Source organism: Streptomyces chengmaiensis, from assembly GCF_029846775.1.
GTDB classification, from domain to species: domain Bacteria; phylum Actinomycetota; class Actinomycetes; order Streptomycetales; family Streptomycetaceae; genus Streptomyces; species Streptomyces chengmaiensis.
Genome location: NZ_JARWBG010000005.1, coordinates 156,617 through 177,629 on the forward strand (window position 1 = coordinate 156,617; position 21,013 = coordinate 177,629).

Sequence of the window (21,013 nt, forward strand, 5' to 3'; positions counted from 1 at the left end):
GAGGGTGCGGCATGAGCGGCACCAACCCCTTCCTGGACCCCGCGCGGCAGGCTGAGCTGTACGGGCACGCCTCTCGGCTGGCCGGCCGGTCCAACGCCCTGATGCGTGCGAAGATCTCCGGGCGCCCGGTACCGGACACGATCGTCGGGCTGGTGCGCAACCACCACGAGCGACCGGACCGTCTCGGCCTGGCCCTGGACCTCGGCTGCGGTCGCGGCACGAGCAGCCTGACCGTCGCCCAGGAACTCCGTCCCCGGCGCGTCGTCGGCCTCGACGCCGCGCCAGCTCTGATCGAACAGGCCCGCAAGCGTGCCCAGCGGTTGCCCGGCCTCCCCGTGAGCTTCCTCCAGGGCGACTTCCACCATCTCCCGGTGCCCGCCGGGGCATGCGACGTCGTCGTCGCCGCGTTCTGCCTCTACCACTCAACGCGCCCGCAGGCGGTCGTCGCAGAGATCGACCGGGCGCTCGCTCCCGGCGGCTTGGCCGTGCTTGTCACGAAGGGGCTCGACAGCTACCGCGAGATGGACCAGCTGGTCGCTGCCGCCGGCCTCGACCCGCGAGCCGAGCAGCACGAGAGCCTGTACATCTCGGCGCACAGCGGCAACCTCGCCGACCTGGCCGCCGTGTCACTAGAGGTACTCGCCGTGGAGCACGAGGAGCACAGTTTCGCCTTCGACGGCCACGAACACGTCGCCGAGTACCTGGCCACCAACCCGAAGTACGACCTCGCCCCCGGCCTGTACGGCAATGCGGGCGCGCTCGCGGCGACCCTGCACGAGTTCCTGCCGGACCGGCCCCTCACCACCAAGTCGCTCGTCACCTTCGTCGTGGCCCAATCCGGGGGAGGACGGTCGTGAGCGTTCGCCAGTTCACCAAGCACTACGAGACCCCCCGCCAGGTGGCCTCGGCCGCCCGCCATCACGCGTGGCTCGCCGAGCACGCACGGGCGCTGCGGCTGCCGGCGCTGACCGTGGTAGGGCCGACGAGCCTGACGTACGAGTGGATCGACGGCCGCCCAGCCCGGACCGAGGACCTGCTGGCCCTGGCAGGGCTTCTGGGCGACGCCCACGGAACCGCCTGGACCACCGATCTCCGGCCGGCCTCTCTGAACACGCCGCATCATTTCCGGGATGGCGTCGCGTTCGGCGACTACATCGGTCCCCGGCAAACCGCCCTCCGAAGAAGGCTGGAGCAGGGGTACCTGCCGGACCGGGTCGCCCTCCACGCGATGCTGAGGCTGCTGGAGAAGACCGCAGAGGGGCCTACGGCCTTCTACAAGGACAGCAACCCCCGGAACTTCATCATCACCGAGGCCGGCGACATCTACACGGTCGACACCGACGACCTCACGCTGGCCCCGATGGGGTACGACCTGGCGAAGCTGATCGCGACGCTGGTCCTAACGTACGGGCCTCTGCCGGCCTCAGTCGTCGACTCCGCCCTGCGCGCCTACAACGAAGCCGTCGAACGCCACGACTCCCGGCTCGGCACCACAGATCGCGAGCGACTCGACGACTTCCTCGCCCTGCACGCCGTCCTGACCGCCCCGTACGCCGGGCGCAATGGCTACCGCCACAGCTGGGCGCCCCAACCATGCCCGCGAGGTTCCGCATGATCACCACAGAACTCGTCTTCGTCCGCCACGGCGAGGCCCAGTGCAACGTCGACGGCCTGGTTGGCGGCCCGCGCACCTGCACTGGGCTGACCAACCACGGGTACGCGCAAGTCGAGCGGGCCGCGCTGCGCCTCGCCGCCGAGCACCGCGACAAGCCGTTCGACGCCCTGTACACCGGCCCCCGCATCCGCCTGCGCCAGACCGCCGAGATCATCAGCCAGGCCCTTCGGCTCCCCATATCCACGGACGACCGTCTCGATGGTCCCGTCCATGGTGTCGCCGACGGCCAGCCCTGGACCGAGGTGAAGACGACCGCCGATGGCGGGCCGCACGCCCACCCCGACAAGCCCTGGGCTGCTGGATCCGACACCTGGAACGGCTACTTGGAGCGAGCCAGTCGCTTCTTGCGGGAACTCATCGACCAGCACGAAGGCGAACGCGTCCTGTTCGCCGCCCACGGTGAGACCGTGATCGTCGCGCACACTCTGCTCCTGGGCATCCCGCTCGGTTCCCCTTCCGGATTCACGGTCTCCCACGGGTCCATCACCCGTTGGCAGCACCACCTCAACCGGCTCGGACAGAGACGGTGGATGCTCGACCACCACAACGACACCGAGCACCTGGCCGCCTTAGGTCAGGAGGCTGCGTCGTGATCACGCTGTCCGACGACCCGCGCCTGAACCTGGCTCGCGGCGCGCTCGGAGCGGTCCGGATCGTGCACGATCCGATGCTCCCGCCCCGCGTCCTGCGCCTGGTCAATGCCGACGGCAACGAGTTCTTCGCCAAGCAGCACAGCGAACGCGACCGGTACACCCGCGAGCTGCACGCCTATCTCGCCTGGGGATCTCACCTGATCGGCCACGTCCCCCGCGTGGTGGGCAGGCAGGACAGGACGTGCACCCTGCTGCTCACCGCGGTTCCCGGCGTACGGGTGGATACGGTCGCGCCGGGGTCGCCCGAGGAGGAGCAGGCGCACTACGAGGCCGGGCGCGTGCTGGGCAACCTGCACCATGCCACCTCGGTATCGCGTACCGGCGCCGTCGGCACGGAACTCGCCCAGCGGCTGCGCGACTGGATCGCCCGCGCAGACCGGGCCGGCCTCATGTCCACGATCGAACGCGAGCGCCTGAGCCACCACGCGGACGTCCTGGCGAACACGCTCATGGACAGCGCTGTATGCCACCTCGACTACCAGCCGAGGAACTGGCTTCTCGGGGACGACTTCGGGCTGTGCGACTTCGAGCACATGCGCCGCGACGCCCGCATCCGTGACTTCGCCCGGCTCGAGTTCCGCCGCTGGCAGGCCGCCCCGAACCTCCGGACGGCGTTCTTCGCCGGGTATGGGGAGCCCCTGAACGACACCGAGCAGCGGCTGCTGGAGTCCTTCGGCGCGATCGAGGCCGTCACCGCGCTGGTCCGCGGGCACGAGCAGGAGGACCTCGCCCTCAGCACCCACGGCCGGACGGTTCTGGCCCGCCTCGCCTAAGCAACCCCTCCCCTGGATTCCTGGAGATCTCCGTGTCACAGCACCCATCCCACCTGACCACCGCCGTCCCCCGGCGGGCTGTGGTGACCGGCGCCGCCGGCTTCATCGGCTCCCATCTCGCACACGCCCTCGTCCAGGCCGGCACCGTCGTCGTCGGCGTCGACCGGCGCGACCCGACCACCGACCCCACGGCCGCGGCGAACCTCGCCGTCGTGCGGGGGCTCCCGGGGTACATGCACGTCACCGCCGACCTCCTCAGCTGCGCGATCGAGCCGCTTCTCATCGATGCGAACGCCGTCTTCCACCTGGCGGGCATCCCTGGGGTGCGCCCCTCCTGGGGACCGAAGTTCAGCGAGTACGTCGCCTCCAACGTCCTCGCGACCCACCGCATCATGGACGCCGTCGCCCGTATGGGCACTCCCAGGCTCGTGGTGGCCTCGTCCTCCAGCGTCTACGGCTCCACCGACGGCGGTGCGAGCGTGGAGACCGACAGGCCCCAGCCGGCATCTCCGTACGCGGTAACGAAACTCGCCGAGGAGCAGCTCTGCCTCGCACACTCCGCCCAGGCCCACTGCCCCACCAGCGTCGTCGCCCTGCGGTACTTCACCGTCTACGGCCCCCGGCAGCGCCCCGACATGTTCACGCACCGCGCCCTCACGGCCGCCCTGACCGGCCAGCCGCTGCGCTTGTACGGGGACGGCCACCAGCGCCGGGACTTCACGTACATCGACGACGCGGTGGCCGCCACCATCGCCGCGGCCACCATTCCGACGGCCAGCGGGGTGATCAACGTAGGGGGTGGTTCGAGCGCCTCCCTGCTCGAAGTGATCAACATCGCGAACAGCCTCGCCGGGCGCGAGATCCAGGTTCACCAGGAGCGCCCGCGCAGCGGAGACGTCCTCACCACCCGAGCTAACCCCGGCCGCGCCTACGAGGTCCTGGGCTGGCAACCCCAGGTCGACCTCCACAACGGCATGCGGGCCCAGATGCAGGCGCTGACCGCCGAGTCCGCCGCGTTCGGCCGCGCGGCATGAGCTGCAGGACCAGTAGGAGTTGCAGTGGAGAGTCCTGAGAAAGCGCGGCTGGACGCCTTCTTCCGGCAGATCACTACACGCTTCCCCGCCGGGGACTGCGTCACCACCCTGATCATCACGCACCTGCTTTCCGAGCGGCCGGCGTTCCTCCGCGCGATGGCCGCCACGTCCACGGTCGGTGCTGTCCTGCCCAAGCCCAAGTCCGTGGACCAGCCGACGCTGGAGGCCGTCCGTCGTGCCTTCACCGTCCATGACCTCAGCCGAGAGCTGTTCGCGGACTCAACCAGGGCATTGGACTATCTGGAGGACACGGCCGGCGGCCGGAACGTCATCCTGGTGGACATCGGCGGCTACTTCGCGCCGTGCCTCGACACCCTGGTGGAGAAGTTCTCCGGCCGCATCCTCGGCATCGCCGAGGACACCGAGAACGGACACCAGAGGTACGCGGCACTCGACCACCTGCCCTGTCCCGTCGTCTCGGTGGCCCGCTCCCCGCTGAAGGACTGCGAGGATCACCTCGTGGGCCGGTCCATCGTCTTCTCGACCGACGCGCTGGTGCGTGCCCGCGGCGACATCCTGACCAGCCGAAACGCCTGCGTCATCGGGTTCGGCAAGGTCGGCCGAGCCATCGCTCAGACGCTACGTGCCCAGGACCTGCGCGTCACCGTGCACGACACCGACCCGGTCAAGAGGGTGCAGGCGCACTCCCAGGGCTTCCGTACGAGCGCATCGACGGCGGACGCGCTCGGAGACGCGGAACTCGTCCTGTGCGCCACCGGCAACCTCGCCCTGCGGCAAGGCGACTTCGCCGCCCTGCGCAACGGGGCGTACGTCGCCTCGGTGACGTCCTCGGAGGACGAACTCGAACTCGGCAGCCTCGACGGGCTGTACCAGCGCACCCCGGTCGGCGAACACCTGACGCGTTACGAGATCACCGGTCACTACTTCTACGTCCTCGCCGACGGCGGCGCCGTCAACTTCGTGCACGGCGCCGCCGTCGGCACCTACATCCATCTCGTCCAGGCCGAGATACTCGCCGCCACCGCAGCCCTCAGTCAGGGCCGCTTCCAGCCCGGCCTCCACGAGATGCCCGCACCCGACCGCCAGGCCATCGCCAGGATCTGGTTCGACTACTTCAACAGGTGATCCCATGCCACCGTCCACCCACCACATCCGCGCCACCGTTGAGGCGTACCTCACCCGCTACCCGTCTGAGCGCGATGCCCTGGCTCCGCTCTTCGACGTTCTCGCCGGCGAGGAGGACCCGACCAGCCGGAAGACGTTTCCCACGCACGTGACCTGCAGCGCCATCGTTATCGACGGCAGCAGCCGGGTGTTGCACATCCAGCACAACGCGACGGGCAAGGCCCTCGCGCCGGGCGGCCACAACGAGCCGGGCGACCAGAATCTACCCGGTGCCGCCCTGCGCGAGCTGTTCGAGGAGACCGGCATCCCTCACAACGCCGTCGTCCCCCTCCCGGGATTCGAGACCGTGCCCCTGGACATCGACGTACACGGCATCGCCGCCAACGCTGCGAAGGGCGAGCCGGCGCACCAGCACGTGGACTTCCGCTGGGTCTTCCTTCTGCGGTCCCAACACGCGGTGACGCTCCAGGCCGAAGAGGTCAGCGGCTACGAGTGGCGGTCGTTCGAGGACTCCGCCTCGCCCACCGTCCGCGCCAAGCTGGCCCTCCTCCCCCGCCTCACTCATTCCTGACCCTCACCGACGGGAGTCCGCCGTGGCCGCCACCACAGCCGCACCACCGAACACCACGCACCGCCACCACATCGCCGTCATCCCCTGCCGCTGGGGAGCGTCCCGGTTTCCGGGGAAGCCCTTGGCACAGCTCGGGGGCAAGCCGCTGCTGTGGCACGTCCATCAGCGCTGCCTGGAGGCGAAGCGCCTCGACAGCGTGGTCGTCGCCACTGATGACGAGCGCATCGAGGAGGCGTGCCACGAGCTGGGCATCGAGTGCGTGCGCACCGGAAGACACCTCACCGGCACCGACCGGGTCGCGGAGTGCGCGGAGCGTCTGCCGGCCGACGCGTACATCAACGTCCAGGGCGACGAGCCGTTCATCTCACCCGCCGCGATCGACGCCGTCTCCGAAGCCCTAGAGCAGCTGGCGCCCGGAACGCTCGCAGTGAACGCGTACACGGAGCTTCAGGACGTCGGTGCCGTCCTGGACCACAACGTCGTCAAGGTCGTCGTCGATACACAGCGCAACGCCCTGATGTTCTCCCGGCAGCCGATCCCCTACCCGCGCGGGGACCGGCCAAGCTACCTGCGTCAGCTCGGTCTCTACGGCTTCACCGGAACAGCCCTCAGCTTGTTCCGGCACCTCCCGCAGGGGCCGTTGGAGCGTACCGAGGGCGTGGAGATGCTGCGCTTCGTCGAACACGGCCACGGCGTACGGATGCTCCCTGTCATAGACGACGGTCTCGCGGTCGACACACCGGAGGACCTCGCGAGGGCCAACATGCTCCTTCACTCCCAGCCGGTCCCATGACTGGCCGGTCTCCGCTGCTCCCTGAGCCCGTAGGAAAGGCGCTGCCCGCCCGTCACGGCAGCCCTGGGCGCGGAGCCCGAAAACCCAAGCGCCACACGCGTACCCAACATCGGCGTGTCGGCCACCGGTCGATCGGTGGGCGTCCGGGCCGAACAAGGATCCGTGGACTCTACATGCGACGTCGAGCGCTCCATCTCGGGGTTTCGGCAACGTCTGAAACACGCGTGTTCGATATCGGGGTCCACCTCGTTGACCTCGGTGTCGTCGTACACGGCACACAGATCAGGGATGGAGGACCCCAGTTGCGCGCAGCCGACACACGCGAGTTCAACCAGGACGGCGCAGTTTCTCCTCCGCTGCCAGCAAGGATCCAGTACGCAGGGCAGCACTCCGCTAACTCCCTCGCTCAAGCCTCCTTCCGCAAGCACTGCACCAAGGCCCCGAAGGTGCCGCACCGCATCATCGGCATGTCCAGGCGTATCGACAGCCAGGCGGTGTTACTCCAACTGCGGAGGCTTGACGTTCGCACGCCCCGATCGGCACGACCGGATACGAGGTGGGCGGCATGAGCGAGTCCACCGATGCCGCCGCTGACACCATTCCGGCACCGCGGTCCGCCCCCCTGCCCCTGCCGCCGACGACCGTGCCCGCCGGGCCGGAGGACGGCGACGTGACCGATGCGATGGAGGAGGCGTACTGGTCCGTCCACGACGGCGCCGCCGCCAGCGCCACGGTGCGCCAGGTTCTGGCCCGTCTGCCCAGGATCACCGCCCTGATCGGGCGGCTCGCCTGGCAGGCGGACCGCGCGTCCACCCTCACGGCCGTCGTCTGCCAGCTGGCCTCGGCCGCCATGGCGGCCTTCGGGCTGATCGCCTCGGTCGGAGTGCTCCAGCACCTGTTCGCCCAGGGGCCCACGCCCGATCGCGTACGCGCCGCCATTCCACAGATCCTCCTCGTGGCAGGTTTCCTCGCTGCCCGGGCCCTGCTGGAAGCCGCCGTCTCCGTGGCCCAGGCGCGCGTCACGCCCAAGATCCGCACCGCGCTCGAATGCGAGTTCCTGAGCCTCACCGCGCACGTACGGCTGGAGGCCGTGGAGGATGCCGACTGGCACGACGAGGTGCACCGTGCCAACGACCGCGGGCTCTTCTACGCCCGGATGATCGTCGGGCAGGTGGTCTCTCTGGCGTCCGCGGCCCTCGGCCTCGTCGGCACCGCCGGCGTCCTGAGCGTCCTCCACCCCGCCCTGCTCCCGCTGTTGTTGCTGTCCGTCCTGCCGGTGGGGGCCGCCGCCGTGCACAGCGCGCGGGCCCGCTTCCACTCCTTCAAGCGCTGGAACGCGCTGCAACGCCGCGTTCGCGTGTTCTCCTGGCTGCTGCTCGACGTGGACGCGGCCGCGGAGCTGCGCTCCGACACCGCCCAAGGCGCCCTGCTGGACGAGCACCGCCGCCTGACCGTCAGGATCGCCGATGAGGACACCCGCCTGGGTGTGAACTCGGCCCTGATCAACCTGGCCGGCCGGGCGGTGGGCGGAGTCGGCACCGGCATCACGTACACCGCGCTGGCCGCCATGCTGATCGCAGGGTGGCTTCCCCTGGCCGCAGGGGCCGGCGCCGTCCTGGCCATCCAGTCCGGACGGTCCTCCCTGACCCAGCTCATCGAGTTTGCCCACCTCGTCTACGAGCACGCCCTGTGGGTCGACGACCTCCTCGCCGTCCAGGAGCGCAGTCGCCGTCTCCTGCCCCGTACGGCCAATGTGCGGGCGCCGGAGAAGGTGAAGGAGATCGCCGTCAAGGACGTCTACTTCACCTACCCCGGCAAGGACACGCCGGCGCTCGACGGGGTCTCCTTCACGCTCCGCGCCGGGGAGACGGTGGCGTTCGTCGGCCTCAACGGATCGGGGAAGTCGACCTGCGCCAAGGTGCTGGCCGGCCTGTACGAACCGCAGCAGGGCAGCGTGAGTTGGGACGGCATCGACGTCCGCGAGATGGACGCGAAGTCGGTGCATCAGCAGGTCGCCTGTGTGCTGCAGGACCCGGTGCGGTTCCCCTTCAGCGCCCTGTCGAACATCACCGCGGGCACCGGCACGCTCACCGAGGCCGAACCCCAGCGCGTCATGACCGCCGCACGGGCCGCAGGAGCCGACGGGGTCATCGCCGCACTTCCCGCTCAGTGGAAGACGCTGCTGTCGAAGCGGTTCAAGGGCGGGCAGCAGCTCTCCGGCGGACAGTGGGCGAAGATCGCCGTCGCCCGGGGCCTGTACAAGGCGGCGCCGCTGCTGCTCCTGGACGAGCCGACGGCGAGCATGGACCCGCCGTCCGAGCACGCCGTGTACGAGGCGGTTCTGCGCGGCCGACTGCGCACCGACCAGATCACGGTGCTGATCTCCCACCGGCTCGCCAGCGTCGTCGACTGCGACCGCATCCTCGTCTTCGACAGCGGCCGCATCGTCGAATCCGGGTCCCACGACGAGCTCATGGCCACGGGCGGCGACTACGCCGCCATGTTCACCCTGCAGGCCAGCGGCTACCAGCCCGGCGCAGCCTCAGCCGCAGCCGAGGAGGCGGGCCGGTGAACCGCTCACCGGCCGAGGAACGCCGGAGCTCGCCCCGGCCGAGGTGCTGCTCGAAGGAATCGGACTGTGGTGAGCCTGCCTCCGCGCCGGCCAGCGAACCGCCACCGGCCCCAGTCGGCCGCCCCCGCCTTTGCATCCCGACCTCAAGGAGCCTGTGATGACCGTGTCCGACGACCCGCGCGGGACTGCTGCCCTGCTCGTTGACTCGCGTGGCCGTTACCTGCTGCACCTGCGCGACGCCAACAAGAAGATCTGCGACCCGGGAACGTGGAGCATCCCAGGCGGCGACCGCGAAGGAACGGAGACCTCACGTGAGGCGGTGGAGCGGGAACTGCTGGAGGAGACCGGCCTGGTGGTTCCGCTGGAGGAGTTCACGGTGGTCGACTCCCTGGGCCCCGACGGGACCAAAGGCCGCATTCGCGTCTACCTCGGAACCTGGGACGGCAACGCCGATGAACTGCCCTGTCCCGAGGGCATCATGTTCCGCCATTTCGACGCCGCCACCATCCCGTACCTGACGATGTGCCCGTGGACGAAGGAGGTCATCGACCTCCACCAGGCCCAGGCCCCCACCCGGCTCCCCGTACCGTCGCAGGATCGACCCGGAAGTCAGGCACGCCTCAACGTCGTCGGCGTGCACCTCTACCTCGAGCAGGACGGCAAGGTACTGCTGGGCCTCCGGCACCCCGACGCCGCCTTCGCGGCCTCCACCCACCACTTCCTGGCCGGCCACTGCGAACAGGAATCCGCCATCGCCTGCCTGATCCGCGAGGCACAGGAAGAAGCCGGGGTCGCAATCGCCCCCGCAGACCTGGAGCTGGTCCACGTCGTCCACCTCGTGGACCACCCCGGCGGGCAGCCCCGCATGGGGCTCGTGTTCCGCGCCCAGAAGTGGACGGGAACGCCGGAGGTACGCGAGCCCGACCGCTGCGTCTCCTGGGGCTGGTGGCCCTCCGACGCCCTCCCCGACAAGATCGTCCCGTACACCCGCGCCGCGATCGAGGGCATCCGGGCCGGCCGCCTCTACACCGAATTGGGGTGGTGACCGTGGCCTCCGCCCGAAGCACCTCAGTGGATGCGGGCCCGCAGCGGCTCGGCAGCAGCCCGGTGCTGCCACGGGCGTCCTACCGGATTGCCCCTACCTCGGGCGTTGCTGTTCACCGAGCGCCCGGGAGAAGCCGAGGAGGGACGCCGTGACTGCCTGTCCTGACTCTTCCACCGCGTCCAAGTCGTTGTGGCGGCACCGCGACTTCCGTCGCTACTTGACCGGCCAGGCCGCCAGCGTGGCGGGAAGCTCGATCAGCTCGATGGCGCTCCCGGTGCTCGCCGTTCTCCACCTGGACGCCACCCCCGGCCAAGTGGCATGGCTGGCGTTCTGGGGGCAGCTGCCGCCGGCACTGCTCGCTCTGCACGCCGGTGCGCTCGCCGACCGGCACTCCAAGCGACGACAGATGATTACCGGTGACCTGGTCAGCGCCACGGCGCTGGTAACGGTGCCGGTGGCCGCGGCTCTGGAGGAGCTGACCCTGGCGCAGCTCATGGTTGTCGCCGTGGTTCACGGGGCCGCGTGCGTGTTGCACGATGCGGCGGCGATCAGCCTGCTGCCGACGCTGGTCGATCGGTCCTTGATCCAGCGGGGCAACAGCCGCATCGGGGGTCTGTTCGCGATCGCGGCGACCGGGGGCAGCAGCCTCGGCGCCGCGCTCACCGCGCTGCTCGGCCCGGCCCGCGCCTTGCTCGGGGACGTCGGCTCTTACCTCCTCAGTGCCTGGTGCACGGCCCGCATCCAGGCCCGCGAGACCACCCCGGCGCGGACCTCGCAGCGCCGGCTGCGGGCGGAGATCGCCGAGGGCCTGCGATACGTGCGCGACGACCACCGGCTGAGCGTGCTCACCTGGGTCAACGCCACCACGTCGCTGGCCCTGGCCGTGCTCAACACCCTGTGGGCGCTGTACCTGCTGCGGGTCCTGGAGATGAGCGCGACCGCCTTCGGCGTGGTGCTGGGGATCGGTGCACTGGGCGCGGCTGCCGGGGCTCTGTCCGCCCCTGCCGTCGCGCGGCGGTTCGGCCCCGGTCCGATGATGCTCGGCGCGCTCGCGCTCACGCCGCTCACCCAGGTCCCGCTGTTGCTGGCCTCCCCGGCGCTGGGCTGGGAGATCGTGATCGGCGGCGCGTTGTTCCTGCAGCTTGCCTGCGCGGGGGCGGCGGGTACCACCCAGCGGTCGATTCGGCAGATCATCACCGAGGACTGCATGCAGGCGCGGATGCAGGCCGTGAGCACGTGGCTGACCTCCGGTGCCCGGCCGTTGGGCGCGCTGCTCGCTGGCGGGCTCGGCACATGGGCCGGAGTACGCCCCGCGCTGATCGTGGGTGCCTGCCTGCTCGTCGTACCGCTGGTGGTCCTGGCCCGCTCGCCGCTGCGTGCCCTGCGACAGATGCCCGCCCCTCCGCCCACACCGGAGGGCACGGGCTACACCACGGGGCAGCCGCCTGCCGCTGCCGGGCCGGCCGTGCCCGCGCCGGGGCCTGCACCCGCCGCGGAGGGCGCGATGGACGGAGGCATGCCGTGACGCACCTGAACCCCGGCGGTACGGAGGCCGGGCCGACCGCCCCCGCGCTCCCGGAACCTCGCACCGCCGCGCCGGCCCCCGACGCCTCGGATCTACAGGTCGCCGCCGCACGGACGGAAATGGTCGCCCGCTCGGAGGAGGCCGGTGACCTTCACCCTGGTCCCGTGCGCGATGCGCTGCTCGCCCTGCCGCGCGAGACGTTGATGCCGCAGGCGTACGTGCGGCGCAGCGCCCCCGACGAACCGCCGCGCTGGGAGCTGCTGGACTGGTCCCGGCCCGACGACCGGGAGGAGCTGCTGGTTCTTCTCCACAGCGGGGACAGCGTGTCCATCCAGCACGAGGGCGAGCCCATTCTCGGCCGGGTCCCCGGCGTCCGGTCCGGGGGCTCCATGACGGCGATGTCGAGCACGATGGGCATGACCGCCGACCTGTTGCAGCGTCTGGACCTGCGCCGCGGGCAGCGGGTGCTGGACGTCGGCACTGGTGCCGGCGTGACCGCCGCCGTGGCCAGTTTCATCTGCGGCCACGACGGCGTCGTCACCCTCGACATCGACCGGCACGTCAGCGAGGCCGCCCGCTCGCGTCTGATGGCCTTGGGATGCCGGCCTGCCGTGGTGACCGGGGACGGCCTGGGCGGCTGGCCCGAGTTGGGCCCGTACGACCGGATCTTCGTGTCCTTCGCCGTACCCTGGATTCCGCCGGCCCTGGTTGCCCAACTCGCGCCAGGCGGACGCGCGCTGATGACCCTGGGCACCTCCTCGCCGTCCTGGCCGGGCCTGGCAGTGATCTCCAGAGCCCCGACCGGCGTTGCAGAGGCGGAACTGGTCGCGGTGGAGTTCGGGCACCGCGGGGGCGCCGGATTCGACCGGCTGTTCCTGTCCGCCGCCTTCCGCAATCGGATCACCGCATTCGAGGGCGGCCGGACCCGGCGCAGCCGGCTGGAGCCGCCGGCGGATGCCGACCGGGGTATGTGGCTGGCCCTGGACCACCTCCACCCCGGGCTCGTCCGCGACTTCAGCGCGGAAGACCTGACGATCGGCGCACCGCGGTGCGGTTCCTGGGTGCGGGCGCTCCGCGTCGGCCATCGCCGCTGGGAGGTCACCTCTTTCGGGCCGCGTGATATCTGGGCGGAGATCCATGACGTCGCTGGCCGCTGGCGCGCGGCCGGCTCACCGCACACCTACCGGCTGGAGATCGACGCCGACGGCGTCCAGCGGGTGACCAGCCGCTGCGGCGCCCTGTCCTGGACGCTGACCGACGCCTCGCACACCGGTACGGGGGTGACGGGCGAACTCGACCCGCTCCTGGAGAAAGGCGACAGCCATGCATGCTGATCCCGCCACGGCCACCAGCACAGCCGTGATCCTCACCAACAGCCGCGGGCAGTACCTGCTGCACCTGCGGGATGCCAACAAGCCGATCTGCGATCCGGGCACGTGGTCGCTGATCGGAGGAGGCCCCGAAGGACAGGAGACGCCGGACGAGGCGATCGTCCGCGAGCTCCGCGAGGAGGCCGACCTCGTCATCCCCGACCTGACGCTCTTCACCACGGTGGGTGCCTCGGGCCCCCACGTCACCGAGGGCCGGATCCAGGTCTACGAGGGCCGGTGGGACGGCGACGCCGACCGGCTGCCGGTCACCGAAGGCATCATGTTCCGCTGGTTCGACGTGGAGACCATGGTCCACCTCTCCATGTGTCCCTGGGCGTACGAGGCGATCCTCGCCCACCATGCGAAGAACCTCCTCAGCGGGATCGCGCCGGTACCCGAGCAGCGGCCCGGGGCATCACAGGGCGGTGCGGGGGCCGTGAAGAACGTGATCGGTGCCCACCTCTACCTGGAGCGCGACGGACGCACCCTGCTTGGACTACGCCATCCCGACGTCGCGTTCGCCGCCGAACAGTGGCACGCGCTCGCCGGACACGTCGAGCGGGAATCGGTGCGGTCCTGCCTGGTCAGGGAGGCGGCCGAGGAGGCCGGTCTCATCATCAGGCCGGAAGACTTGGACCTGGTGCACACCGTCCACCTTCTCGACTACGCCGATGCCCAGCCCCGCATCCAGCTCTTCTTCCGAGCAACGGCGTGGTGCGGAGAGCCGGAGGTACGCGAACCGGACCGGTGCGTCCGCTGGGAATGGTGGCCACTCGACGACCTGCCAGAGCCGATGGTGCCCTACACCCGTATGGCCGTCCACGGCATCCGCTCCGGCCAGTCCTACTCCGAGATGGGATGGGCGTGAACGTCGACCCACCAGTGCCCAACCGCACCGACGAACCGTTCGCCGGCCCAGCCCCCTTGGGCGAGGCGCTGTTCGGTACGGTGGCCGACGCGTATGCCCGCTACCGGCCGGGCGTGCCGGACGCAGCCGTACGCCTCCTCGCCGCGACCTTGCACGGGGTGCCCGCACCGGTCCTGCTGGACCTGGGAACCGGGACCGCACAGGTACCCCGCGCGCTGCTGCCTGTCGTCCCGCGGCTGGCTCACGTCGACTTGGTCGACATCAACCAGCAGATGCTCGCGCAGGCGATGACCGCGATCGAACCGCTCATCGGAACGTGCACGGTCTCCCCGTACGCCGGCGAGGCCCACACCTTTGTCCCCGAAGGGCCCGGGCGGCGCCCTGATCTCGTCACCTGCTGCCGGGCGTTCCACTGGATGGACCGCCCGGCCGTCCTGGAGATGGTGGACCGGGTGGCCGCGCCGCACGCCACCGTGGCGGTCATGGGGGACGGCAGCCTGTGGACCTACGACGCCGACTGGACGGTCGCGCTGCGCGAGTTGATCCAGACCTACCTCGGCCCTGGCCGCCCCGCGGGCGCCCGCGGCACCTATACCGAGCCCGGCCGCTCCTATGAGGACGACCTCGCCGACTCCGTGTTCAGCGACGTGCGCGAGTACCGCTTCCCCATGACCCGCGCCTGGACGCCGGAGTCGGTCGTCGGTTACCTCCGCAGCACCAGCTTTGCCCGGCCCGATCTCTTCGGCGACCGGCATCAGGCATTCGAGACCGAGGTCCGCCAGTTGCTCGGCGCGTACGCCCGCGGCGGGACCCTGCGTGAAGACGCCGTGTTCACCATCCTGCTGGCCCGTCGGCCAGGAGCGGCGTCGTGAGCGGCGAGCTGCGGCACCGTGAGCCGGTCGACGTCCACCTGATCCTGCGCCGTGACGGCGCAGCCGGCCCCGAGGTCCTGCTGTCCCGCCGGGCTGGGAACGTCTACGCCTCGGGCCTGTGGCATCTGCCCTCTGGACACCTCGATGGCCCGCACGAGGACGTCGTCGGCGCACTGATCCGCGAGGCGCACGAAGAGACCGGCGTCGTCATCGACCCGGCGGAGGTCCGCTTCGCGGTCACCGTGCACCACCGCAGTCCTGGTGGCATGTCCAGGACCGGGGTTTTCTTTGAGGTCCGCGCCTGGCAGGGCACTCCCGCTGTCCGGGAGGCGGCCGTCTGCGACGCAATGGACTGGTTCGGTCTCGAAGCTCTGCCGGAGCCGATGGTCGCGTACTGCCGTGCCGGGCTGGACACCTACCGGTCTGGCCAGGCGATGGCCGTGCATTTCCAGCAGCCCAATGACCCGATCGCCTACGACCCGGACCGCGACCGGCGCCGGCCCGTCGCCGCGGCCGGGCCGGCCGGGCCGGGTGCCCGGCTACGGGAGTTCACCGAGCGGGCCGTCGGGCGCGTCACCGGCTGGACGGACGTGTCCTGGGCGCGGGAGGGCAGCCAGGTGTGGCGGGCTGTCGGTGTCGAGGGCGGGCTGTGGTTCGTCAAGGTCCACCAGAACGATCGCTTCCACCAGCGGGAGGTGTCCGCGTACCGCACCTGGGTCCCCGGCCTGGGCGTGGCCGCACCCCGCCTGGTGGCCGCCGACGAGGCGCTGAGGGCCGTCGTCATCACCGCGGTACCGGGCCGCTCCCTGCACGGCGCCGTCCACCCACCGGCAGAACAGCGGCGGATCTTCCACCGCATCGGCAGGCTCGCGGCAGCCATCCACCACAGCGCACCTGCCCGGCCGGCAACCGGCGACACCTTGCCCCTGGGGAAGTGGGAGCGTCACCTCGACGCCGCTCGCCCGCACCTCGCCCCCGGAGACGAGGAGTTCATCCGGGCGATGGTGGTGAAAGCCGCGGGGCTGCCTCCCCTGGAGGCGGGGCCCACGCATGGCGACTTCCAACTGCGCAATCTGCGCTGGGACGAGGCCAGCGGAAGCCTTTACGTCATCGACTTCGAGCGCAGCGAAGACGGCCCGGCCGTACGGGACTTCGTCCGCCTGTCCGACGCCTGGGCGGGCCGACCGGACCTGTACGAGGCCGTGATGGACGGCTACGACCGCCCGTTCACGCCGGCCGAGGAGGAGCACCTGGCCGTCCTGGCCGTCCTGGACGCCCTCTCCGGCATCCAGTACGGCGCCGCCCACGGCGATCCGGAGCTCGTCGAACGCGGCCACCGCACCCTGGCGCGCCTCCGCGCCACAAGCCACCCGTGAACACCGCCTTATCCACCGCACCCGACCAGTTGAGGAGCAGCACCGTGGGGTACACCGCTCGCGAGGAGTGGCAGCAGCACTACGCCGACGGGAAGAACTTCCGGCAGCTCGGTGACGCCGAGCGGGCTGTGTTCGCCGAGCACACGCCCGTCCCCGAAGGCGGCGGGCGGGCGCTCGACGTGGGATGCGGCACCGGCGAACTGGCCGCCTACCTCGCGTCTCTCGGCTACGCGGTGGACGCCGTCGACTTCGCCGGCAGCGCGATCGCCCGGGCCCGCGAGGAACACCCGGAAGTGGAGGGAGTGCGCTGGCTACAGCTGGACATCGAAAACGACGACCCGGCAGAGCTGCACCAGGAGGGATATGACCTGATCAGCCTGCGCCTGATGTATCCCTTCCTGCGCGACCGCAGCCGCGTCCTGCACGCCCTCGGCGAGCGGCTGCGGCCCGGCGGCACGCTCGTGGTCATCACTCCGGTGGCCGAGCACACCCCCGAGGAGCGGCGTGACATCGCCCTCGACGAGGACGAGATCGGCCTGCTCACCGCTGGATGGAAGCAGGTCGTACGGCTGGAAGCGGACGAGCTCGCCGTCCTCGTTCTCCGCGGCTCCTGCCACAGGGACACCGCCGCGGTCGAGAGGCGGCAACCACCCACTGGTCACGCCGTGACCGGAGCCCTCGCGGTCGTCACCGACGAGGCTGGGCGGGTCCTACTCGGCCGCTCGCGTCGGGGCATGTGGGAGCTGCCCGGCGGCAAGACTTCCGGACCGGAGGACTTCGCGGCGGCGGCGGTCCGCGAACTTGGTGAGGAGACCGGCCTGACGGCTTTGGCCTCGGACGCGTATGTGGTGACGATGCTCGTCGACGATAGCCACGGCGTGCCCCGGCTCACGGCCGTTGTCCGGATCACCGCCTGGTCGGGGACCCTCACCAACCAAGAGCCGAAGTTGTTCGACCGGTGGGAGTGGCATGACCTGCACGCCCTGTCTTGCGTCGGCGATGTCTTCACCCCTGCCGCGCAGGCATTGGCCGCCATCTGGCCCGGGGTCATCCTCGACCTGCCGCCCGTCCACGCTTACCCCCTCGCCGTCGACCAGCCGCCCGTGCCCGGCGAGCCGGCCGAAGCCGCCCGGCTCCGCCACGAGATGGCCGAGACGGTCATCGACGGCGGCTGGGCCCCCTCCGAACAGGTCCAAGAGGCGCTGCGGACCGTGCCCCGCCACCGCTTCGCCCCGGAAGTGAACCTCGCGACCGCGTACGACGGCGGCGACCGGGCCGTGATCACCCGGCGGGACGAGACCGGAGCGGCGATCAGCTCGGTGTCCGCGGCGTGGCTCCAGGCCGACATGATCGAAAGCCTGCATCTTCAGCCGGGCGCGATCGTGTTCGAGGCCGGGTCCGGCGGTTACAACGCCGAACTGATCGCCCATGTCGCCGGATCCGAGGGGCGCGTGGTCACCGTCGACATCGACCCGTGGGTCGTGCGCCGCGCCCGCCGGTCCCTCACGGAGGCCGGCAGCGGACGTGTCACCGTCGTCGAGGCCGACGCGGCCCTGGGAGCACCCGCACAACTCGTGCCGCGCGGCGGCTTCGACGGCAGCGTGATCACATACAACTGCTGGGACATCGCCCTGGCCTGGCGGGAGCAGCTGGCTGAGGGCGGGCGCCTGGTCCTGCCGCTGGAGATCGGCGGCTATACCCGGGCGATCACGCTCGAGCGGCGTGGCCAGGTGCTGCACGCCCGCCACTTCACGTACTGCGGCTTCGTGCGTGACCAAGGGCAGCAGGCCCGCACCGTCCCGGTCGCCGGTCTCCTCGACGGTGAGCTGACGCTCCGCTTCGAGAACGGCATCGCCGCCCCGACGGCGGGCTTGGAGGAGGCGTTGCGTGGGCCTCGGCACGAGCTCGCCACCGGCGTGACCATGGGGGCGGGGGCCTATTTCGGCTCCCTGCAGCTGTATGCGGCCACCACCCTGCCCACCTTCTGCCGGCTGGCCGCGCACCAGGACGAGGGCGTCACCGGGGTCGTGAAGGACCGTGACACGCCGGCGATCCTCGGCGGCGGCTCGCTTGCCTACTTGATGCAGGTCCAGACCCGGTACGGCGAGCGCCCCGAGGACAAGGAGTGGGAGTGGTTCGTCCATGCCTTCGGTGAGCAGGGCCCTCTGCTCGCGGAGCAGTTGGCGGCCACAGTGCGGGCCTGGGACCGCCACGTGCGCGCCGACGACAACGGCAAGCACGCTGATCCGATCCTGACCGCCCACCCGGCCGGCACGCCCGACGATCTGCTGCCCGCCGGGGACGTCCTGGACAAGAAACACTGCCGCCTGGTGTTCCGGTGGCCGGGCCGCAACGGGCACCTTCCGGGCCCCGCTCGGCACAACCACGCCATCGCCGCGGCCACGGGAGAAGCGTGATCATCCGCCTGAACAGCGCGCCGGCGGCGGTAGGCACGCGGGCGAGGGCGGCCTGACCGGCGCCTATGACCGAACAGCAGGACGCCCGTCCCTCCTCCGCCCCTGTCCGGCCGAACAGGACCACCGTTCCGGGAGATGCCCGTGTTGCCCAGTCTGCTCGCCGTCTTCGCTCACCCGGATGACGAGTCCCTCCTCGCCGGCGGGGTGCTCGCCCAGCACGCCGCCGCCGGGGCCCGAACGGCGGTGGTCACCGCCACCTGGGCCCCGGACAGCCAGCGGGCCGCCGAACTCGCAGCGGCACTGAATGTCCTCGGCGCGGGTGCGCCACGGATGCTCGGATACGGCGACGCCCGCAACGGATCGTCGGCGCCCGGCCGACCCCGCTGGTGCGACGTGCCCCTGGACGACGCCGTCGCCCAGGTGGTCGCACACATCCGGCAGGTCCGCCCCGCCATCGTCGTCACTCATGACGCGCTCGGCCAGCTGACCGGACACCCGGACCACCGGCGCACCCACCAGGTGACGCTGCTCGCCGTGGAAGCAGCCGGAATCACTCACCTTCACCCGGAGGCCGGCGAGCCGTGGCAGCCCCGCGCGCTCTACGCGGCCACCCACCCTCAGTCCGGGATCGGGGACCTCGGGCCGCTGCTGCACGGGGTCGGCAAGACCCTGCTGGCCGTACCGGACGAGTACGTGACCGCTGCCGTGAACGTGACGGAATGGATCGACCGCAAATGGCGCGCGATCTGCTCCCACAGCAGCCAGCTCGAAGGCGAGCGACCGCTGCCCGCGCTGCTGTCCCGCGTCGATAAGGAGAGGCGGGACCGCATTCTGGCCACCGAGTACTTCACCCGCCTCAGCCTCCCGACCGGCGGCCCCGTCGCTTCCGCTCTCACCAGCGGTCCGGCCGTCCACGGTGAAGTCCCGTCGCGTCCGACCAGTCTCAACCAGTGACCTCGGCCCACCGGATGACACGGATAAGGAGATCCATGCCCAGTTCATCCCACCGCTCCGGCCAGACGACCGATCCCACCTCGACCAGCGCCTCAGCCCCGGACGCGTACCGGGCCGCCGACGGTCCAGCCGTCGCGCTGAGGACCGGGCGCTGCCAGTGCGGGCACATCGTGTACCAGGTGGAAGGCATGCCGGACGATCCGCATCTGTGCTCATGCCGACACGAGACACGCATCTCCGGCGGTCCCGCTGTCCTGTGGGTCGGCTTCCGTAAGGACGGGCTGACGTGGACGGGTCCCGGTGGCGAGCCGATGTGGTACGCGACCTGGCCGACTCTGCGCCGCGGCTTCTGCCCGCGCTGCGGAACGCACCTCGTCTCCCTCGCCGATGACTCGGACATGATCATGGTCACCGGTTTCAGCCTCGACGACCGCAGCGGCACCGATCCCGTCGGACATTCCTATCGCGACGAGGCTGTCCCGTGGATCACCATCACCCTCGCTCCCGATCCGCAACTCTCCGCGGCCCCCTCGCAGTGACGCATGGGTGCCGCCCTGACGAGCATCGGCCCCGCCCGGCCCGACCCTGCCACCGGCCAGACCTACGTCCGGGCCCTGGCCACGCCCGAGCAGGTCGTCGAGCTGTTCGACTGGGGCGCAGCGCCGCCGACCAGCGCACCGCGGTCCACCGGGAACGGGCTCGGCTCGGCCTGCCTCGCGCCCCTCGCCAGCCCCTCACCCTCATCACCGGCAACGAGTACCTCACCTGAGTTCCGGTCGGGCTACCGGACTCGGCCGACCGCCCGACGTCGCCACTCCCACCACCACCTGCTTCGTAGACGAGAAAGGCTTCCGCTGTGACCACTCCACGGCTGGCACGTCCTGGTGACGCCGGCGAGATCATCCGCCTCAGATCCGAGCTGATCTTGTCCGAACCCCTGGACGAGACCTGGCTCGCCCTCTGCGGGGACCAGCTCGCTGCCCGGCTCCAGCCCGGCGGCGACGCCCGGGCCTACGTCATCGACGCCACCGGCGGAAGGCTCGCCACCTGCACCCTTGCCTTCCTCCAGCCGCTTCTCCCCGCACCGAAGTACCCCAAGGGGCTGGCCGCACGTATCCACGCCGTCGCCACTGAACCCGCCTGCCGACGCCGGGGTTACGCTCGGGCCGCCCTCACCGCGCTCATGGACCACCTTGAGCAGGACGGCGTCACTCTCTACGAACTGCACGCCAGCGAAGGCTCGGCCCCGCTGTACGAGGCGCTCGGCTTCACACACGATCCGGCACTCATGCGAATGACCCGGTTTCCCAACTCCGCCGGCGGGAGTACGACATGACTCGGCCGGCGGCAGTGATGCAGGCCCGCCACC

At 70.8% G+C, this 21,013-nt stretch carries 19 protein-coding genes; all 19 read left to right on the forward strand.

The features are described 5' to 3' along the window. The first annotated feature begins 11 nt into the window (after positions 1-11). The 19 genes from QCN29_RS06990 (at position 12) to QCN29_RS07080 (ending at position 20,980) form a co-directional block, all read left to right on the forward strand. Positions 12-857: a class I SAM-dependent methyltransferase gene (locus tag QCN29_RS06990; RefSeq protein WP_279926831.1), complete on the forward strand. Its 846-nt coding sequence runs from the start codon at positions 12-14 to the stop codon at positions 855-857. Continuing rightward, the gene (locus tag QCN29_RS06995) at positions 854-1,615 is read left to right on the forward strand and encodes a phosphotransferase (protein ID WP_279926832.1); all 762 of its coding nucleotides are present in this window, start codon (positions 854-856) and stop codon (positions 1,613-1,615) included. The genes QCN29_RS06990 and QCN29_RS06995 overlap by 4 nt, the downstream gene beginning before the upstream one ends. Further along, complete coding sequence (locus QCN29_RS07000) at positions 1,612-2,268, forward strand: histidine phosphatase family protein (RefSeq protein ID WP_279926833.1); 657 nt, start codon at positions 1,612-1,614, stop codon at positions 2,266-2,268. Before QCN29_RS06995 ends, QCN29_RS07000 begins: the two co-directional genes overlap by 4 nt. After that, on the forward strand, positions 2,265-3,101 hold the full coding sequence (locus tag QCN29_RS07005; protein WP_279926834.1) for a phosphotransferase: 837 nt from the start codon (positions 2,265-2,267) through the stop codon (positions 3,099-3,101). The genes QCN29_RS07000 and QCN29_RS07005 overlap by 4 nt, the downstream gene beginning before the upstream one ends. A 32-nt stretch (positions 3,102-3,133) precedes the next feature. Further along, positions 3,134-4,135 carry an NAD-dependent epimerase/dehydratase family protein gene (locus QCN29_RS07010; protein ID WP_279926835.1) on the forward strand — a complete coding sequence of 334 codons (1,002 nt, stop codon included), beginning with the start codon at positions 3,134-3,136 and terminating at the stop codon, positions 4,133-4,135. Positions 4,136-4,159: 24 nt separating this feature from the next. After that, positions 4,160-5,281: an adenosylhomocysteinase gene (locus QCN29_RS07015; RefSeq protein ID WP_279926836.1), complete on the forward strand. Its 1,122-nt coding sequence runs from the start codon at positions 4,160-4,162 to the stop codon at positions 5,279-5,281. Positions 5,282-5,285: 4 nt separating this feature from the next. After that, positions 5,286-5,852: an NUDIX hydrolase gene (locus QCN29_RS07020; RefSeq protein WP_279926837.1), complete on the forward strand. Its 567-nt coding sequence runs from the start codon at positions 5,286-5,288 to the stop codon at positions 5,850-5,852. Positions 5,853-5,874: 22 nt separating this feature from the next. Next, a complete protein-coding gene (locus tag QCN29_RS07025; RefSeq protein WP_279926838.1) occupies positions 5,875-6,645 on the forward strand; it encodes a 3-deoxy-manno-octulosonate cytidylyltransferase in 771 nt (256 codons plus the stop codon). A gap of 565 nt (positions 6,646-7,210) precedes the next feature. Then, positions 7,211-9,217, forward strand: a complete 2,007-nt coding sequence (locus QCN29_RS07030) for an ABC transporter ATP-binding protein (RefSeq protein ID WP_279926839.1) — start codon at positions 7,211-7,213, stop codon at positions 9,215-9,217. Positions 9,218-9,374: 157 nt separating this feature from the next. After that, the gene (locus tag QCN29_RS07035) at positions 9,375-10,262 is read left to right on the forward strand and encodes an NUDIX hydrolase (RefSeq protein WP_279926840.1); all 888 of its coding nucleotides are present in this window, start codon (positions 9,375-9,377) and stop codon (positions 10,260-10,262) included. Positions 10,263-10,410: 148 nt separating this feature from the next. Further along, positions 10,411-11,787, forward strand: a complete 1,377-nt coding sequence (locus tag QCN29_RS07040; protein WP_279926841.1) for an MFS transporter — start codon at positions 10,411-10,413, stop codon at positions 11,785-11,787. Then, positions 11,784-13,121 carry a methyltransferase domain-containing protein gene (locus tag QCN29_RS07045; protein WP_279926842.1) on the forward strand — a complete coding sequence of 446 codons (1,338 nt, stop codon included), beginning with the start codon at positions 11,784-11,786 and terminating at the stop codon, positions 13,119-13,121. The genes QCN29_RS07040 and QCN29_RS07045 overlap by 4 nt, the downstream gene beginning before the upstream one ends. Beyond that, positions 13,111-14,025 (forward strand): NUDIX hydrolase, encoded by a 915-nt coding sequence (locus tag QCN29_RS07050; protein ID WP_279926843.1) that lies wholly within the window; start codon positions 13,111-13,113, stop codon positions 14,023-14,025. Before QCN29_RS07045 ends, QCN29_RS07050 begins: the two co-directional genes overlap by 11 nt. After that, positions 14,022-14,897 carry a class I SAM-dependent methyltransferase gene (locus tag QCN29_RS07055; protein WP_279926844.1) on the forward strand — a complete coding sequence of 292 codons (876 nt, stop codon included), beginning with the start codon at positions 14,022-14,024 and terminating at the stop codon, positions 14,895-14,897. Before QCN29_RS07050 ends, QCN29_RS07055 begins: the two co-directional genes overlap by 4 nt. Then, entirely contained in the window at positions 14,894-16,273 is a 1,380-nt protein-coding gene (locus QCN29_RS07060) for a phosphotransferase (RefSeq protein WP_279926845.1), read from the forward strand. Before QCN29_RS07055 ends, QCN29_RS07060 begins: the two co-directional genes overlap by 4 nt. A 44-nt stretch (positions 16,274-16,317) precedes the next feature. Beyond that, entirely contained in the window at positions 16,318-18,690 is a 2,373-nt protein-coding gene (gene fxlM, locus QCN29_RS07065; RefSeq protein ID WP_279926846.1) for a methyltransferase, FxLD system, read from the forward strand. A gap of 135 nt (positions 18,691-18,825) precedes the next feature. Next, positions 18,826-19,644 carry a PIG-L deacetylase family protein gene (locus tag QCN29_RS07070; RefSeq protein ID WP_279926847.1) on the forward strand — a complete coding sequence of 273 codons (819 nt, stop codon included), beginning with the start codon at positions 18,826-18,828 and terminating at the stop codon, positions 19,642-19,644. A 35-nt stretch (positions 19,645-19,679) separates the two neighbouring features. Continuing rightward, positions 19,680-20,183: a GFA family protein gene (locus QCN29_RS07075; RefSeq protein ID WP_279926848.1), complete on the forward strand. Its 504-nt coding sequence runs from the start codon at positions 19,680-19,682 to the stop codon at positions 20,181-20,183. A 317-nt stretch (positions 20,184-20,500) separates the two neighbouring features. Further along, a complete protein-coding gene (locus QCN29_RS07080; protein WP_279926849.1) occupies positions 20,501-20,980 on the forward strand; it encodes a GNAT family N-acetyltransferase in 480 nt (159 codons plus the stop codon). Positions 20,981-21,013 lie beyond the last annotated feature (33 nt).

Coding starts and splice junctions, on each gene's coding strand:
- QCN29_RS07075 (WP_279926848.1), top strand. CDS start 19,680: ATGCCCAGTTCATCCCACCGCTCCGGCCAGACGACCGATCCCACCTCG.
- QCN29_RS06990 (WP_279926831.1), top strand. CDS start 12: ATGAGCGGCACCAACCCCTTCCTGGACCCCGCGCGGCAGGCTGAGCTG.
- QCN29_RS07000 (WP_279926833.1), top strand. CDS start 1,612: ATGATCACCACAGAACTCGTCTTCGTCCGCCACGGCGAGGCCCAGTGC.
- QCN29_RS07020 (WP_279926837.1), top strand. CDS start 5,286: ATGCCACCGTCCACCCACCACATCCGCGCCACCGTTGAGGCGTACCTC.
- QCN29_RS07035 (WP_279926840.1), top strand. CDS start 9,375: ATGACCGTGTCCGACGACCCGCGCGGGACTGCTGCCCTGCTCGTTGAC.
- QCN29_RS07070 (WP_279926847.1), top strand. CDS start 18,826: ATGCCCGTGTTGCCCAGTCTGCTCGCCGTCTTCGCTCACCCGGATGAC.
- QCN29_RS07050 (WP_279926843.1), top strand. CDS start 13,111: ATGCATGCTGATCCCGCCACGGCCACCAGCACAGCCGTGATCCTCACC.
- QCN29_RS07030 (WP_279926839.1), top strand. CDS start 7,211: ATGAGCGAGTCCACCGATGCCGCCGCTGACACCATTCCGGCACCGCGG.